This window comes from Cellulophaga tyrosinoxydans, from assembly GCF_900176415.1.
Classification (GTDB): Bacteria; Bacteroidota; Bacteroidia; order Flavobacteriales; family Flavobacteriaceae; genus Cellulophaga; species Cellulophaga tyrosinoxydans.
In genome coordinates, this window is sequence record NZ_FWXO01000003.1 from 156,548 (window position 1) to 171,431 (window position 14,884).

General features: G+C 33.5%; 14 protein-coding genes and 2 tRNA genes. 9 read left to right on the plus strand and 7 right to left on the minus strand.

Annotation, left to right across the window (positions count from 1 at the left end):
• The first annotated feature begins 53 nt into the window (after positions 1 to 53).
• Positions 54 to 551: a metallophosphoesterase family protein gene (locus tag B8963_RS10240; protein WP_084061430.1), complete on the plus strand. Its 498-nt coding sequence runs from the start codon at positions 54 to 56 to the stop codon at positions 549 to 551.
• A 58-nt stretch (positions 552 to 609) separates the two neighbouring features.
• On the opposite strand, the gene B8963_RS10245 is transcribed toward B8963_RS10240, so the two are convergent.
• On the minus strand, positions 610 to 1,020 hold the full coding sequence (locus B8963_RS10245; protein ID WP_084061431.1) for a DUF4293 domain-containing protein: 411 nt from the start codon (positions 1,018 to 1,020) through the stop codon (positions 610 to 612).
• Positions 1,021 to 1,211: 191 nt separating this feature from the next.
• Here B8963_RS10245 and rho point away from each other — a divergent pair, with 191 nt between their 5' ends.
• The 5 genes from rho (at position 1,212) to B8963_RS10270 (ending at position 5,729) form a co-directional block, all read left to right on the plus strand.
• On the plus strand, positions 1,212 to 2,912 hold the full coding sequence (rho, locus tag B8963_RS10250) for a transcription termination factor Rho (RefSeq protein ID WP_084061432.1): 1,701 nt from the start codon (positions 1,212 to 1,214) through the stop codon (positions 2,910 to 2,912).
• A 234-nt stretch (positions 2,913 to 3,146) separates the two neighbouring features.
• Positions 3,147 to 3,815, plus strand: a complete 669-nt coding sequence (locus B8963_RS10255) for a hypothetical protein (protein WP_084061433.1) — start codon at positions 3,147 to 3,149, stop codon at positions 3,813 to 3,815.
• Positions 3,816 to 3,954: 139 nt separating this feature from the next.
• On the plus strand, positions 3,955 to 4,509 hold the full coding sequence (locus B8963_RS10260; protein WP_143312513.1) for a hypothetical protein: 555 nt from the start codon (positions 3,955 to 3,957) through the stop codon (positions 4,507 to 4,509).
• 57 nt (positions 4,510 to 4,566) lie between these two features.
• Complete coding sequence (locus tag B8963_RS10265) at positions 4,567 to 5,247, plus strand: hypothetical protein (protein WP_084061435.1); 681 nt, start codon at positions 4,567 to 4,569, stop codon at positions 5,245 to 5,247.
• A 92-nt stretch (positions 5,248 to 5,339) separates the two neighbouring features.
• Entirely contained in the window at positions 5,340 to 5,729 is a 390-nt protein-coding gene (locus tag B8963_RS10270) for a DUF2306 domain-containing protein (protein WP_200810831.1), read from the plus strand.
• Between the two features lie 86 nt (positions 5,730 to 5,815).
• Here the strand turns inward: B8963_RS10270 and rpsT are convergent, their stop codons facing one another.
• From rpsT to proS, 4 genes are all read right to left on the minus strand, one after another.
• Positions 5,816 to 6,070, minus strand: a complete 255-nt coding sequence (gene rpsT, locus B8963_RS10275) for a 30S ribosomal protein S20 (RefSeq protein WP_084061436.1) — start codon at positions 6,068 to 6,070, stop codon at positions 5,816 to 5,818.
• Positions 6,071 to 6,119: 49 nt separating this feature from the next.
• Positions 6,120 to 6,191: transfer RNA gene (locus B8963_RS10280), tRNA-Glu, on the minus strand.
• Between the two features lie 58 nt (positions 6,192 to 6,249).
• Positions 6,250 to 6,321, minus strand: a tRNA-Glu gene (locus B8963_RS10285).
• 78 nt (positions 6,322 to 6,399) lie between these two features.
• On the minus strand, positions 6,400 to 7,875 hold the full coding sequence (gene proS, locus B8963_RS10290) for a proline--tRNA ligase (RefSeq protein ID WP_084061437.1): 1,476 nt from the start codon (positions 7,873 to 7,875) through the stop codon (positions 6,400 to 6,402).
• A gap of 93 nt (positions 7,876 to 7,968) precedes the next feature.
• On the opposite strand from proS, the gene B8963_RS10295 reads away from it, so the two are divergent.
• Entirely contained in the window at positions 7,969 to 9,153 is a 1,185-nt protein-coding gene (locus B8963_RS10295) for a hypothetical protein (RefSeq protein ID WP_143312514.1), read from the plus strand.
• 31 nt (positions 9,154 to 9,184) lie between these two features.
• Positions 9,185 to 10,693 (plus strand): OmpP1/FadL family transporter, encoded by a 1,509-nt coding sequence (locus B8963_RS10300; RefSeq protein WP_084061439.1) that lies wholly within the window; start codon positions 9,185 to 9,187, stop codon positions 10,691 to 10,693.
• Positions 10,694 to 10,741: 48 nt separating this feature from the next.
• Here the strand turns inward: B8963_RS10300 and B8963_RS10305 are convergent, their stop codons facing one another.
• Positions 10,742 to 12,154, minus strand: a complete 1,413-nt coding sequence (locus tag B8963_RS10305) for a T9SS type B sorting domain-containing protein (protein ID WP_084061669.1) — start codon at positions 12,152 to 12,154, stop codon at positions 10,742 to 10,744.
• A 106-nt stretch (positions 12,155 to 12,260) separates the two neighbouring features.
• Positions 12,261 to 14,054, minus strand: a complete 1,794-nt coding sequence (locus B8963_RS10310; protein WP_084061440.1) for a T9SS type B sorting domain-containing protein — start codon at positions 14,052 to 14,054, stop codon at positions 12,261 to 12,263.
• 135 nt (positions 14,055 to 14,189) lie between these two features.
• Between B8963_RS10310 and folE the strand changes: the two genes are divergently transcribed.
• A complete protein-coding gene (gene folE / locus B8963_RS10315) occupies positions 14,190 to 14,870 on the plus strand; it encodes a GTP cyclohydrolase I FolE (RefSeq protein ID WP_084061441.1) in 681 nt (226 codons plus the stop codon).
• The last annotated feature ends 14 nt before the right edge of the window (positions 14,871 to 14,884 follow it).

Consider the following 14,884-nt stretch of genomic DNA (forward strand, 5'->3'; position numbering starts at 1 on the left):
ATTATAAAATTACAAATTGCTTTTTTAATTGACTTTTTAACAAACACTATTAAATGACTCGAATACTTTTACTTTCTGACACGCATAGCCATTTGGATGACACTATTTTAAAATATGCGAAAAAAGCCGATGAAATATGGCATGCAGGTGATATAGGATCTTTAGAAGTTACTGATACACTTAAAAAAATAAAACCTTTGAAAGCTGTTTACGGTAATATAGATGATCATAAAGCGCAGTTAGAATTTCCTTTAGATTACAGGTTTATGTGTGAAAAAGTAGCGGTATGGATCACACATATTGGCGGATACCCCAACAAATACAATACTAGAATTAGGGAAGAAATCAAACACAATCCACCAAAACTATTCATAAGTGGACACTCACATATTTTAAAAGTAATGTGGGATAAAAAACTAAATTTATTACACATGAATCCTGGTGCTTGTGGAACACATGGTTTTCATCAAGCACGCACCATGTTACAGTTTGTAATTGATGATGAAAACATAAAAGATTTAGAAATAATAGAACTTGGCAAAAGAGGTTAAATAAAAAACCCGGGCACTACCCCGGGTTTGACGCACTAATACTACTAAGATGTTAGGCTTAACGTAAGCGATCAGCAGATTTTACAAGATCCTCATCCTTTCTAATTGCCTTGTTGGCCAAGACTAAAAAAACGATAGAAAAAATAGGAATCAGCATCCCAATACCCTTCTCAGAAACCGAAATTTCTCCAGATAAATTTAGTGATCGATAAACGAAAAATCCTAGTAAAAAAAGGTTCAATATCATATTCAATCTGTTCACAACAAATTGGTTTTGTCTTTTCTTGTATAAGAATATCGCTATAAATGCTAATACTGCAGAAATAAAAAATGCTCCCGATATTAAAATATCATGCTGAGCAAATATTTCCTTACCATTTTCATCTGACCATAGGTTAACCCAAAACGGTAAAACAGCGGTTAATAGTATAACCACAAGCAAATATATAGACTGTATTCTCTGAATCATTCGTTAAAAACTTAATTCTAGCTGCAAAATAACTGTCTTTTTAAGAAATATCAATGAAATATTGAAAATAATTTGTAATATTGTCGTGTAATAGTAGATTACTTACCATTTACTCGGATATCAAGTCCAATAAATATCTAGACTTAAATACACTTCAATTTTTTAGAGACGTATAATTTATACAACAATTAATGTTTGAGATTTCAGATTTAAAATCAAAAAAGCTTCCTGAGCTTCAGGAAATTGCTGATGGCCTAAAGGTTCCAAAGTACAAAACCTTAAAAAAACTTGACCTTGTTTATCAAATTTTAGATGTTCAGGCTGCCAACCCAAAAGTTGTTCAAGAGGCGATTAAGAAAACTGCGCCAGAAACCAAAGAACCAACTAGCGAACGCGCACCAAGACCTAAAAAACCTAGAATTGCTTCTAATACGAACAAGTCCGATGGAAAAACAGAAAAATCCAACGAACCCAAAGTAAATAAGCCAAATCCTAGACCTGCAGTTGCCAAAGAGAGTACTCAGAATTCTGAGGAGGCAAAAACAGTGGAGAATACAAAAAATACCCCTACTCCTCACCCAAAAAACCCGAATCAAAAGCATGCTAAAAAGGATTTTCAAAAGAAAACTCCTGTACATAGCAATCAAAATAACCCAAATCAAAATCAGAGTAATAACAATCCTAATCAAAATAAGCCTAATCCGCGTCAGAAACAGGAGAAAAATAACAACTTTGATAAGGATTTAAAAAACAGATATAAAGAACCAGAATACGAGTTTGATAGCATAATAGCTAGTGAAGGCGTACTGGATATCATGCAAGATGGTTATGGTTTTTTACGCTCATCTGATTATAACTATTTGTCTTCACCAGATGATATTTATGTTTCTCAATCTCAAATTAGATTGTTTGGTTTAAAAACTGGTGATACTGTGTTAGGAAATGTACGCCCTCCAAAAGAAGGCGAAAAATACTTTCCACTTATTAAAGTAAATAAAATTAATGGCTTAGACCCTCAAGTAGTTCGTGATAGAGTTGCTTTTGAGCATTTAACACCGTTATTCCCTCAGGAAAAATTTAATTTATCTGATCGTCAGAGTTCTATATCAACTCGTATTATTGATTTGTTCTCTCCAATTGGTAAAGGGCAAAGAGGTATGATTGTTGCGCAGCCTAAAACTGGTAAAACCATGCTTTTGAAAGATATTGCAAATGGTATTGCGGCCAATCACCCAGAAGTTTATCAAATTATATTACTTATTGACGAAAGACCTGAAGAGGTAACCGATATGCAACGGAATGTTCGTGGCGAGGTTGTAGCTTCAACTTTCGATAAAGAAGCTACAGAACACGTACGCGTTGCAAATATTGTATTAGAAAAAGCAAAGCGTTTAGTTGAATGTGGACACGATGTAGTAATTCTTTTAGATTCAATCACACGTTTAGCAAGAGCTTATAACACTGTACAACCAGCCTCTGGAAAAGTATTAAGTGGTGGTGTTGATGCAAATGCATTACACAAACCAAAACGTTTCTTTGGTGCAGCTCGTAACATTGAAGGTGGCGGATCATTATCTATTATAGCGACAGCGTTAACAGAGACTGGATCTAAAATGGACGAAGTTATTTTTGAAGAGTTCAAAGGTACTGGTAACATGGAACTACAATTGGATCGTAAAATATCTAATAGAAGAATTTTCCCTGCAATTGACCTTACTTCATCAAGCACCCGTAGAGATGATCTTTTACTTGACGAAGCAACGATACAACGTATGTGGATTATGCGTAAATATTTAGCAGATATGAATCCTGTTGAAGCAATGGAGTTTATTGAGCAGCGCATTAAGCAAACTAAAAATAACGAAGAGTTTTTAATGACCATGAGTCAATAAGCACCTCTTTAGGTTAACATATCAAAACCCAATGATTTTATCATTGGGTTTTTTAGCACCCAGACTTTACTAAATATTATTATAATCAACCAGATTGAGAAAAAGTCAAAAGCCTGTTGATAATTTAATTTATTCATTTTTTTCAGATATATTTACACAACAGTACATTCAAGTTCCCCAAAAATATTTAGAGTAATAGTTATTTAGTTTTTAATCTTAAAAAATTACAATATCATGAAAATCAAAATTATTTTTGGAGTTATTGCATTATCAAGCACCATTTTTATAAGCTGCAATGACCAAAAAAAATCTCCAGAACCTTTAGAGCCAGTTAAAGTAAAACCTCCTAAACAAATCATTTTAATAAACGAAGCAAAAAGTGTTTACGATAATTACACCAAGAAAAGGGCTGAATTAATTGAAAACACTGAAGCTCCATTAGAAGATGGGTCAAGATTTATTGCTTCAAGATTTGGCGATTATTCTATAGAGGATATGAAAAATTACATTGCTTATGTTGAACAAGAAGCAAAAGAAGCAGGAGTTAAAGTAGAAACTTTGCGGTTTTATTTTTCTACGTATCCTGATAAGAAAGAATTTCCAGACAGGGAAAAAATTGAACACCCTCGGCAGAATTCTTTTTTTATAGTACCAACTATTAAAAAGGATTCTATAAACTATGCTTTTTACATTAAAAATTTAGGTGATGGCAAAAAAGAGGCCGCGTTAATTCGTGATTACCCTGGCATTATGGATAACAAAATTGGTAGTTCTAATACATCCAATAAATCTTACGCTTCAATAGTGCCAAATTTCAATTTAAACGCATATAGTGATGATGAGAGTTTAATTATGAATAAAACAACCATGGGGCCACCACCCTACAGGCCAGATTTTAATTGATTTGAATAAATAATATGTTTTGTTAAAAGAAATACTACTTTATCCTCCTTTGCAAATTTATTTTGCAACCTTAGTAATTTCAATTTTGAGATATGGTAAATATTTTGATTCTAAATTAAAATATTTACCAGTTCTTTTAATGTACATATTTCTTACCGAATTGTTGGGCTTAATTATTAATATAGACCCGAACAAAAATCCGTTTTTTAATGATTTATATGCGAGATATAATTTCATAATTTTCATTGTTTATGATCTTATGTTTTTTGGGTATTTTTTCTATTTATTTTGGCATTATTGCACCCATAAAAAAAACAAACAATTTATACTTTTTGGCAGCATAGCCTATATCTTAGCTTTTATTGTAAATGCGCTAGCAACTAATATAATTATCGATCCTCAGTTATATTCTTATAACATTGGCGTAATTATTCTTGTAATCAGTATTATATTATTCTTGAAAGAAAATAAAAACACTCCGTTTTTTACTAAAAATGTATTATTCTGGATAAGCGTAGGCTTATTAGTATTTCACATAGGATTTATCCCAATAAATATTCTATATTCCTATTCCACAATTGAAACTGTTAAAATGAATTATATATTACCAAAAATTCATTTAGCACTTGTCTTTGTAACCTATGGTTGCTTTATTTATGGACTACTAAGAATGAAAGGGAAACTAAAAGCTTAAATTAGCAGTGATATAATTATATTTAGGTTTTGTACCACTAATTAAAGATTACCAAGTTTGCTTAAATCCATTTTTCTCGACACTTCCATTTTACTCTATTTAGCAACAATTTTGGTTTCTTTATACACCTACAAAAAGTATTTCGACACATCATTAAAATACTTTCCTATTTTATTAATGTATGTATTACTAACCGAAATATTAGGTCTTATCATACGATTAGACCCTAAAATGAATCCTTTTATAACGGGTTTATACTCAAATTACAATTATATCATATACTATATTTACCATTTTATTTACCTTGGATATTTCTATTATGTCTTCTGGCAGAATATTAACAGTGAAAAGGTAAAGCGCAGCATTGCCTATGGTTTTATTACTTACCTAATCATCGCTCTCTTAAATGCTTCATTTAGGAGTATAATTAACGAGAGGCAATTATTTTCTGACACCTTTGGCAGTTTGCTTTTAATATTTTGTGCTGTGTTTTTTATTTTTGAAAATAAATCAAATCCGGAGTTGTTTAGACGTCTATTATTTTGGATAAGTCTAGGAATAATAATTTTTCAATTGGTGTATTTTCCAATAAATATTGTGTACAGTTATATCACAAAAGAAAATGAAGCATTATATTATCAGCTAAGACCTTTTCATGAAGCTGTCTTTTATACCATGTATGGATGCTTTATAACTGGATTTTTACTTTTAAAGCCACGAATAAGAAAATCAAATTAAACAGTTCAGTAGTGCATTTCTACATTTGAGCAAATCAAAAATTTCTCCATTTAGATTTAGACATACATTAGTTGAAACAAACTAATTAAAAAATGACTAGCTACAAAATACTCATGTTAATGCATTTAGCAACTGTTACCCCGTGTTTGATTATCGGCGCTTACTTATTACTGTTTCAAAAAGGCACTAATAAACATCGCATGATTGGAAAAGTGTATTTAGCACTAATGTTTTTTACTGCCTTCATTAGTCTCTTCTTACCAGCACATGTGGGGAGACAGTTTTTGCATCATTTTGGTTGGATACATTTATTTAGTCTATTAACAATTTACACTGTACCAACAGCAATAATTGCCATAAAAAAAGGTAATATCAAGTCACACAAAAGAAAAATGATTCTGCTATATTTTGGTGCTTTAATTATTGCAGGTGGCTTTACTCTTATGCCTGGGAGATATCTACACGACATATTCTTTAAATAAACTAATGCTAGTTTATAATGACTAAAAACCAAAAAAGCGTTCTATCTTTCGACAGAACGCTTTCAATATTACTAAAAATAATAACCTTATGCTAAGGTTGCTATTTGCTTAGACAGTTTACTTTTTAAGTTAGCAGCTTTATTAGAATGTATAATATTACGCTTTGCTAATCTATCAATCATACTTACTACAGTAGGATATAAAGTTTCAGCAGCCTTCTTATCTTCTTCAGCACGTAACTTTTTCAATGCATTACGCATTGTTTTATGTTGGTATTTATTACGTAAACGTACTGCTTCGTTTCTTCTAATTCTCTTTAATGCTGACTTGTGATTTGCCATTTTATTTTTGTTTTGTTTAATTAGAGCATTTAGCCCTTAATTTTTAAAGTAGTCCGTAGGGGAATCGAACCCCTGTTACCAGGATGAAAACCTGGCGTCCTAACCCCTAGACGAACGGACCGTTGTTTAGTTGGAACCTGTTTAAATTAATAATCCAAACATAATTCCTGTTTTATTTGTAGTCCGTAGGGGAATCGAACCCCTGTTACCAGGATGAAAACCTGGCGTCCTAACCCCTAGACGAACGGACCATTGCTTTGCGCAATTGCGGATGCAAAAATACAACTATTTTTAACTATTGCAATAGTTAATAATTATTTTTTACATTTTTAATATGCCTTAGCAAATAATACTCTTTTTGAAGATGGTTTTCCTGTTACGATACAAACACCTTCTTCTTGCTTGGCATCAAGTGGAATGCAGCGTATAGTGGCCTTTGTATCGTTTTTAATCTGTTCTTCTGTTTCTTTAGAACCATCCCAATGGGCCGAAATAAACCCTCCTTTATTTTCTAAAACTTTTTTAAATTCATCGTAAGAATTGACTTCTGTGATGTGATTTGTGCGATAATCAAGTGCTTTTTTGTAAATATTATTCTGTATATCTTCTAGCAAAAATTCAATTTTTTCAATAACAGCATCCGCATTTACTGTTTCTTTGGCAAAAGTATCTCTACGAGCAACCTCAAATGTATTATTCTCCATATCGCGTTGACCAATTGCCAAACGAATAGGAACACCTTTTAATTCATATTCTGCGAATTTAAACCCTGGTTTATATGAATCTCTATCATCAAACTTAACAGATATACCTTTTTGTCTTAACTCTTTAAGTAACGGAGCAACTCTTTCTGCAATAGCGTCAAGTTGATCCTCTCCTTTGTAAATAGGAACTATAACCACTTGAATAGGTGCTAATTTTGGAGGCAAAACCAATCCGTTATCATCACTATGAGTCATAACTAAAGCTCCCATTAATCTAGTTGAAACTCCCCAAGAAGAAGCCCAAACATATTCTTGAGTGCCCTCTTTAGTAGCAAACTTTACATCAAATGCTTTTGCGAAATTTTGACCTAAAAAGTGAGAGGTTCCCGCCTGCAATGCTTTACCATCTTGCATTAAAGCTTCAATACAATAGGTTTCCAAAGCGCCTGCAAAACGTTCTGTTTCCGTCTTAACACCTTTAACTACTGGCATAGCCATATGATTTTCTGCAAAATCCGCATAGATATGCATCATTTGTTCTGCTTCTGCGATAGCTTCCTTTTCTGTAGCATGCGCTGTATGACCCTCTTGCCATAAAAATTCTGCAGTACGCAAGAATAAACGTGTACGCATTTCCCAGCGTACTACATTAGCCCATTGATTAATTAATATAGGCAAATCTCTATAAGATTGTATCCATCTTCTATAAGTATCCCATATTATGGTTTCAGAAGTTGGACGCACTATTAATTCTTCTTCTAATTTAGCATCTGGATCAACGATTATTCCACTACCATCTTCTGCATTTTTTAATCTATAATGCGTAACTACAGCACATTCCTTGGCAAAACCTTCTACATGACTAGCTTCTTTACTCAAGTAAGATTTGGGAATAAACAACGGAAAATAAGCATTTTCATGCCCCGTTTCTTTAAACATTTTATCCAATGCTGCCTGCATTTTTTCCCATATCGCATAGCCATATGGTTTTATAACCATACAACCTCTAACACCTGAATTTTCAGCTAAATCTGCTTGTACGACAAGATCATTATACCATTTAGAATAATCTTCGCTTCTTTTCGTTAAGTTTTTACTCATAGTATCTAGTTTGGCACAAAACTTGTACCTTTATTTAAGAAAATAGTTCGGTAAAACTAACTATTTTTACATTGTTCAACAATTAAATTTCTAATGATGATACATCCAATACCCCACAAAAAAATTAGAATTGCCTTTGCAATACCATTTATTGCACTTTTAGCTGCCTCATGTGGTAGCTATCAGCAATCATCGTATTATGACAACGATGGCATTTATTCTAATAATAATCAGCGATATACAGAAAGACCAACTACGAAAGCCCCGCAGGAAGATAATACATATGCTAATTATTTTGGACAAAAAGCAGACGAATATCAAGAGATTTTAGACAGTGAAATTTTTACAGATATTGATGGCTATTACGGACAAGAACAAGATAATGCTGCAATAGGTGCTGATGGCAATTACATTAACGATTACAATGATTATAATGGTTATGGAGCATGGGGAGATAACCCAAGTAGCTTAACTATTAACTATGTAAATAATGGTTGGGCTGGAAACTATGGCTTCGGCTGGAATAATTGGGGCTGGGACGGTTATTATGGCGCCGGATGGGGCTGGAATAACTGGAGATGGAGAGGCTTCAACGGTTTTGGTTGGAACAATTGGGGCTGGAACAATTGGGGCTGGGGAGGCTATTATGGATATGGCTGGAATAACTGGGGATGGGGTAATCCTTATGGTTATGCTGGTTTTTATGGAAATTATTATCCTCATTACTATAATAATATCTATCGCAACAGGACATATTCTTATGCAGATGGACGCAGAAATAGTTATAGATCAACTAGAACCTATAAGAATACTCCGTTAAGAGGAAGATCAAACACCACAACTGGACGTTATTCAAATACCTCTAGAAACAATACCGCATATAGAAACGGATCTACTTCAAATAGAAATACAAGTTACAGAACAGCTAGAAGCACTAGAGTACAACCTAGTTATAATAGAAGTTCTAGAAGTAGTACAACATACAGAGGTACTACACCAAGCAATGGGTATCAAAGAAGCACAACAACAAGAACGTATACACCTCGTACTTCGAGTTCATCATCTAGCTCTAGATCTTCTAGCAATAGTACCTATAGAGGATCAAACAGTAGCTCTAGAAGCAGTGCTCCTACTACAACTCGTAGCTCAAGCAGCAGATCTTCATCCAGTAGTGGAAGCTATAGATCATCTGGCAGCTCAAGCAGAAGCAGTGGAAGCTCAAGTGGAGGTAGCTCTAGATCATCATCTGGTTCTAGCAGAGGAGGAAGAGGAAATTAGTAGATTGTTTTAATTCCAAAAAAAATTGAAGATGAAAAAAAATATAATTTTCATGATGGCTTTAGCATGCTTTGGCGCCAAAGCTCAAAATATAGATGATGTATTAAGATACAGCAAAGATAACACGCAAGGTACTGCCCGATTTCAAGCCATGAGTGGCGCATTTGGCGCACTTGGAGGGGATTTATCCTCACTTAATATAAACCCAGCAGGTTCTGCTGTGTTTAATAACAGCCAGTTTACGCTTACTGGAACCAATTATAATGTAAAAAACGAAAGTAATTACGGAGCATTTGTCTCGCCTTTTACTACGGACAATACCTTTGACATAAACCAAATTGGTGGTGTTTTTGTTTTTAAAAACAACAATCAAAATGCAGATTGGAAAAAAATTAGCTTAGGACTTAATTTTGATAGGGTTCAAAACTTTAGCAATTATAAATCAAGTAATTTTCGAACCGAAAACGGATTGGATACTTATTTTTTAAGTTTTGCGCAAGGCACTCCTTTAGGACCTTTATTATTACAAAATGGCGAATACATAGAAGAAGCATATCTTGATATAGGTTCTAGTCTAGGATTTATAGAACAACAAGCCTTTTTAGGACTTTTTGGTGGTGTAATAGATGCTGATGATCCAAACGATGATAACAATACATCATATTCAAGCTTAGCAAATTACACTACAGTAAGCCAAAACTATAGAAAAATCACTACTGGATATAATGACAAATACACTTTAAATGTAGCCTCGCAATACCAAGACAATTTATATATTGGCGCCTCATTAAATGTACATTCTATTTATTACGAAGAGCTAAAAGAAATTACTGAGGATAGTTACTTAGCAGACTCACAAGTACAATTTACTACGTTTGACAACTTGTTAAAAACCCAAGGCAACGCATTTTCTTTTAGTTTAGGAGCTATTGCCAAAGTTAACAATAGCTTACGTATTGGCGGAAGCTATCAGTCACCAACTTGGTATAGACTAGAGGATGATTTTTCTCAAAGAATAAATTCTACTTTAGCTGATGTCGACATCAATTTTATAAATTTTAATGTTATAAATCTGTATCCAAGATATACAATCAAAACTCCTGGAAAACTAACAGGTAGTATGGCATTAGTTTTTGGCACAGAAGGCTTAATAAGTTTAGACTATAGCTATCAAGACATGTCACAAGCAGAACTTAAACCAGTTTCAGATGCAAATTTTGCAGCAGAAAATGAATACATGAGAGCACAACTAGGTGCAGTATCTGCCATAAGATTGGGTGGCGAATATAGAATTAAACAAATAAGTTTAAGAGGTGGTTATCGTTATGAGCAAAGTCCTTATTTAAATAATACCATTGGTGATCTAAACGGAGTTTCTGGTGGAATTGGATATAATTTTGGACCTAGTAAACTTGATTTAGCAGTAAATGGATATTCGCAAAACTATAGAGAAAATGTTTTAAGCACAGATCCAACTCCGGCTTTAAATAATACTAGAAGAAATACTAATGTAACTATATCATACACGTTAAACTTCTAACTCTCAAAAAAGTTATTCCGATAGTAAAAGACCTGCGAAAGCGGGTCTTTATCGTTTTAAAGAAAAATGATTTTTAAGTGTTTTGGCTACTAAAATGCCATTTTCTTGTTCCGCATACTCAAATCTAAACCAATAGTCCGATGCCGGCATTGGGTTACCAATGTAAGTACCATCCCAAGCTGTATTAAAATCTAATTGCTTTAATAGTTTACCATAACGATCGAAAATGAATACAACTGGATCTGTCAATGTTTCAATTCCTTTTATATTCCAATCATCATTAATACCATCTGCATTTGGAGTGAAAAATTTAGGATAACCTACAACCAAAAATTCTGTTGGCTCGGTTATACCACAACCATTTTTATCATTAATAATTACTGTATTAACCCCTGGAGGGACATCTAAAAATATAGGACTATCTTGAAACTCACCGCCATTTATTGCATATTCAAAAGACCCATTTCCTCTAAGATCTTCAACAATAATTTCAATATTGTTACTATCAACCAAATAATCGGTAACGATAACTTCCGTTAAAACTGGCGTACCAAATATGGTAATTAATATATCATCTAGTATAGTAATACCCATATTGGTAGTAATTTCCACAAAATACCTACCAGAACTAGCAATATCAGTAGTTACTATTAACTCTTCTGCAGTTGCTAAAGGCCCACTCAACAATGTAGCATCAATAACACCATCATCTTCATAATCTACAGACCAGACAATATTTGCAATATCTGGACCTGCAGGAGAACGTAGTGCACTTAAGGTAATATCAGCATCATCTTCGCAAGCTATAATATCTAATCCTAAAAATTCATCACGTAGGGTACAATCAATCGCTGTATTCTGATTTGCATTTACAGAACTTCCCGTAAAAGTTAACTCAAAAGGTTCTGGGTCACCATCAAAATTGGTATTAAAATTATTGATTAATATATAATAGATTTCACCAGCAACTACATTCAAATATTCGTCATATGTATTTAAACTCTGGGTTTGATTTGGCCGGCCTTCATCTCCATTTTCAGGATTTATTCCTAAACCGGTAAAACTTGTATTGTTTACTTCGTAATTACAGCGAATAGGCTCGGCAGTACCATTGCTAATTTGTTCGCAATCTACATCTGGACCATAAACAGCAAAATCCCACTCTGCAGTAGTAGATAGTGCTTCAAGATCAAAACCCACTTGACCATCAGTACCTGCTCTAAAAACAAACCAAGATGTATTGTTTTCTATATTAGCAGAACTTACGCTTCCTTTTTCTAAACAACCGGTTTGGTTAATAACTTCTGGATCAAAATCTTCTATATCACCTAAACCATCAGCTGTACCTATGTATGGCATATCTGCGCATACTGGTATGGCCGTTCTACAGTCTGGAGAATTTTGTGCAATTATGGTAGTTGAACACAACCCAAAGCACACAATATAAAGTAGTAATCTCATTTTAATAAAACGTCTGGTATTGTATATTAACTTTATATACGGCAGAATATTATATTTGGTCGGCATTTTTTGCATTTAATCGATGAAATGCAACTACAAAAAGAAGCTATCGCTTTAGAGCAAAATGATTGTTAATATATTTTGCAAGAACACGCTCTCCATTAGCATCTAAAAAACTTAACTGAAACCAATAATCAGAGGCTGGCATTTGAACGCCATTATAATAGCCATCCCACAGTGGTTGCGACGTGTTTAATTGTTTAATTAACTTACCATAACGATCAAAAATACTTAGTAAGGGCGAATCTAGAGTATCTAGCCCTTCTACAGTCCAGTTATCATTAACACCATCTCCATTAGGTGTAAAAAATTTATAAAATCCTACAATAACTACTGTTTCCGAGGCTATACCACAACCCTTTATATCATTAACATAAACCGTATGTAAACCAGGTAGTACATTTTCAAAAAATGCAGAATCTTGATAGGCATCGTTATCTATGCGATATTCGTAATCCCCAATCTCTAAGGTTTCAATAGTCACTGTATTATTATCTTGTAAATCACTAATAATAACATTGGAAATTACAGGAGCATTAGAAATTACAAGTTCTATTGTAAAGCTTTCACTACAAGTAATTCCACCAGTATTTGTTGAAATAGTTAGTGTATATGTTCCAGCTACTGAGGCAGTAATTACAGCGCTTGTTTCCCCTGAATCCCACAAATAAGTATAATTTGCATTAGGGGTATCATCACCAAGTATTGCTGTTGATACATCTTCACATAAGTAAACAATACTCGGAAAATCTTGAATTATTTCTTCAGAAACCACAATATTAAAATCTTGAGAAACATCATAACATTTTGGGTTTTCAAAGGATGTTACTCTTATGTAGATAGTTTCCGTTCCGCTTGATTTAGGATGATTTTTATCTAAACCGTTAACATTATTAACAGCGTCGGAAAATGTACTATGATACGAAACAACAAATTCTTGTGGATTTTGTGCGCCTAAAACTTCGGCATCCACTGCATTTAAATCTATGGAACTTTCATCGTAGCAAAATTCTTTATTCGACACACTATTTGCCATTGGATTTGGCGTAAAACCTACCTGAACATCGCTTATAATATTACCTGCGGCTCTTGCCACCACAACTCGGTATTCGGCAGAATCTAAAATTACCAAGGTTGGGTTAGATTCTCCGGCAATTTGAACAAAACCACTCCCCAGATTTTTATACCATGAATAACTTAATGCATCAGAGGTTGTTGCATCTAACTCTATATAATCTGCTTCACATGCTGCTATTGGCGGCCCTAAAAGATTACTAATAATAGAGCAATCTAAAGCGTCGTAAGGATTAGTAGTGAAAATATTACCTGAAAACTGAATTGAAAATCCAGAATTTATATTGGAAAAATTATTAATCAACAAATAATAATCCTCACCTGGCGTAACAGACAACCATGCCTCATAGCCATTATTGTTTGTATTCCCCGTTGGATCCTCACCTACACCAATAAATGAATTTTCATCTTTATTATCCTTAAAATTGCAACGAACTGGAGTGCCCAAATTATTACAATCACTAGATCTATATAATGCAAAATCCCAGTCTTCCGATGTATCTATACTAATATTGAAACCTAATTGCCCTGTTGCATTGGTTCTAAACCTATACCAAGCAGAATTAGATTCTATTGCTCCAGATAGCGTTTTTTCTAAGCAACCTGAGGTATTTGCACCATTAAAATCGTCCACACCATAACTATTCGTACCGCTGTTTACTGGGGTATTATTACAAATAGGGATAGCCGTTGTACAATCTGGTGAAATCTGTGCAACAGCATTACTTAATACTAAAATAAAAATAAACGCAATAAAATATTTCATAAGGGCATGCACCTTAGTAAGTATAAAACTAAAGAGACGACTTAGGCTTTACTAATTAATGTTGTGTAACTAGGTAAACATGCTATTAAATATTAGATAATGTATATCTTTGCACCTCTTAAGAGATGATTTAAAATGAAAATTGACAGTACATTAGAAGAACGTTTTGAAGAATTGGGTGACAATCATATCTCCACGTCAGAAGACACCCCGTTAAGGAAAGATGCATTTGATTTAAGTGACGAAGAAAAAATTCTGAAAATTAAAGATAATGTTTCTCAAATTATGGAAACATTGGGCCTAGATCTTACAGATGATAGCTTAAAAGGAACTCCAAATAGGGTAGCAAAAATGTTCGTAAATGAAATATTTTCAGGACTTCACCCAAAGAGACAACCAAAATCATCCACATTTGAGAATAAATACAAGTATGGTGAAATGTTGGTGGAAAAAAACATTACACTGTATAGCACCTGCGAGCATCATTTTTTACCCATAGTAGGTAAAGCTCATGTGGCCTATATTTCTAATGGAACTGTAGTAGGGCTTTCAAAAATGAATAGAATTGTAGACTATTTTGCTAAAAGACCTCAAGTTCAAGAAAGATTAAATATTCAGATTGTTCGCGAACTTCAAAAAGTGTTAAATACGCAAGATGTTGCTTGTGTTATAGACGCAAAGCATTTATGTGTAAACTCTAGAGGAATTCGCGATATTGAAAGCAGCACAGTTACTGCTGAATATGGCGGTAAATTTAAAGAAGAAGCTACCCGACGCGAATTTTTAAATTTCATTAAATTAGATACAAAATTTTAAAGAATCTCTTTTCG

Bases quoted from the DNA above. Each gene is read 5' to 3' on its own strand.
- proS (WP_084061437.1), bottom strand. From the start codon at position 7,875: ATGAGTAAAAACTTAACGAAAAGAAGCGAAGATTATTCTAAATGGTAT.
- rho (WP_084061432.1), top strand. From the start codon at position 1,212: ATGTTTGAGATTTCAGATTTAAAATCAAAAAAGCTTCCTGAGCTTCAG.
- B8963_RS10245 (WP_084061431.1), bottom strand. From the start codon at position 1,020: ATGATTCAGAGAATACAGTCTATATATTTGCTTGTGGTTATACTATTA.
- B8963_RS10310 (WP_084061440.1), bottom strand. From the start codon at position 14,054: ATGAAATATTTTATTGCGTTTATTTTTATTTTAGTATTAAGTAATGCT.
- B8963_RS10240 (WP_084061430.1), top strand. From the start codon at position 54: ATGACTCGAATACTTTTACTTTCTGACACGCATAGCCATTTGGATGAC.
- B8963_RS10305 (WP_084061669.1), bottom strand. From the start codon at position 12,154: ATGAGATTACTACTTTATATTGTGTGCTTTGGGTTGTGTTCAACTACC.
- B8963_RS10255 (WP_084061433.1), top strand. From the start codon at position 3,147: ATGAAAATCAAAATTATTTTTGGAGTTATTGCATTATCAAGCACCATT.
- B8963_RS10260 (WP_143312513.1), top strand. From the start codon at position 3,955: ATGTACATATTTCTTACCGAATTGTTGGGCTTAATTATTAATATAGAC.
- B8963_RS10270 (WP_200810831.1), top strand. From the start codon at position 5,340: ATGACTAGCTACAAAATACTCATGTTAATGCATTTAGCAACTGTTACC.
- rpsT (WP_084061436.1), bottom strand. From the start codon at position 6,070: ATGGCAAATCACAAGTCAGCATTAAAGAGAATTAGAAGAAACGAAGCA.
- B8963_RS10295 (WP_143312514.1), top strand. From the start codon at position 7,969: ATGATGATACATCCAATACCCCACAAAAAAATTAGAATTGCCTTTGCA.
- folE (WP_084061441.1), top strand. From the start codon at position 14,190: ATGAAAATTGACAGTACATTAGAAGAACGTTTTGAAGAATTGGGTGAC.
- B8963_RS10300 (WP_084061439.1), top strand. From the start codon at position 9,185: ATGAAAAAAAATATAATTTTCATGATGGCTTTAGCATGCTTTGGCGCC.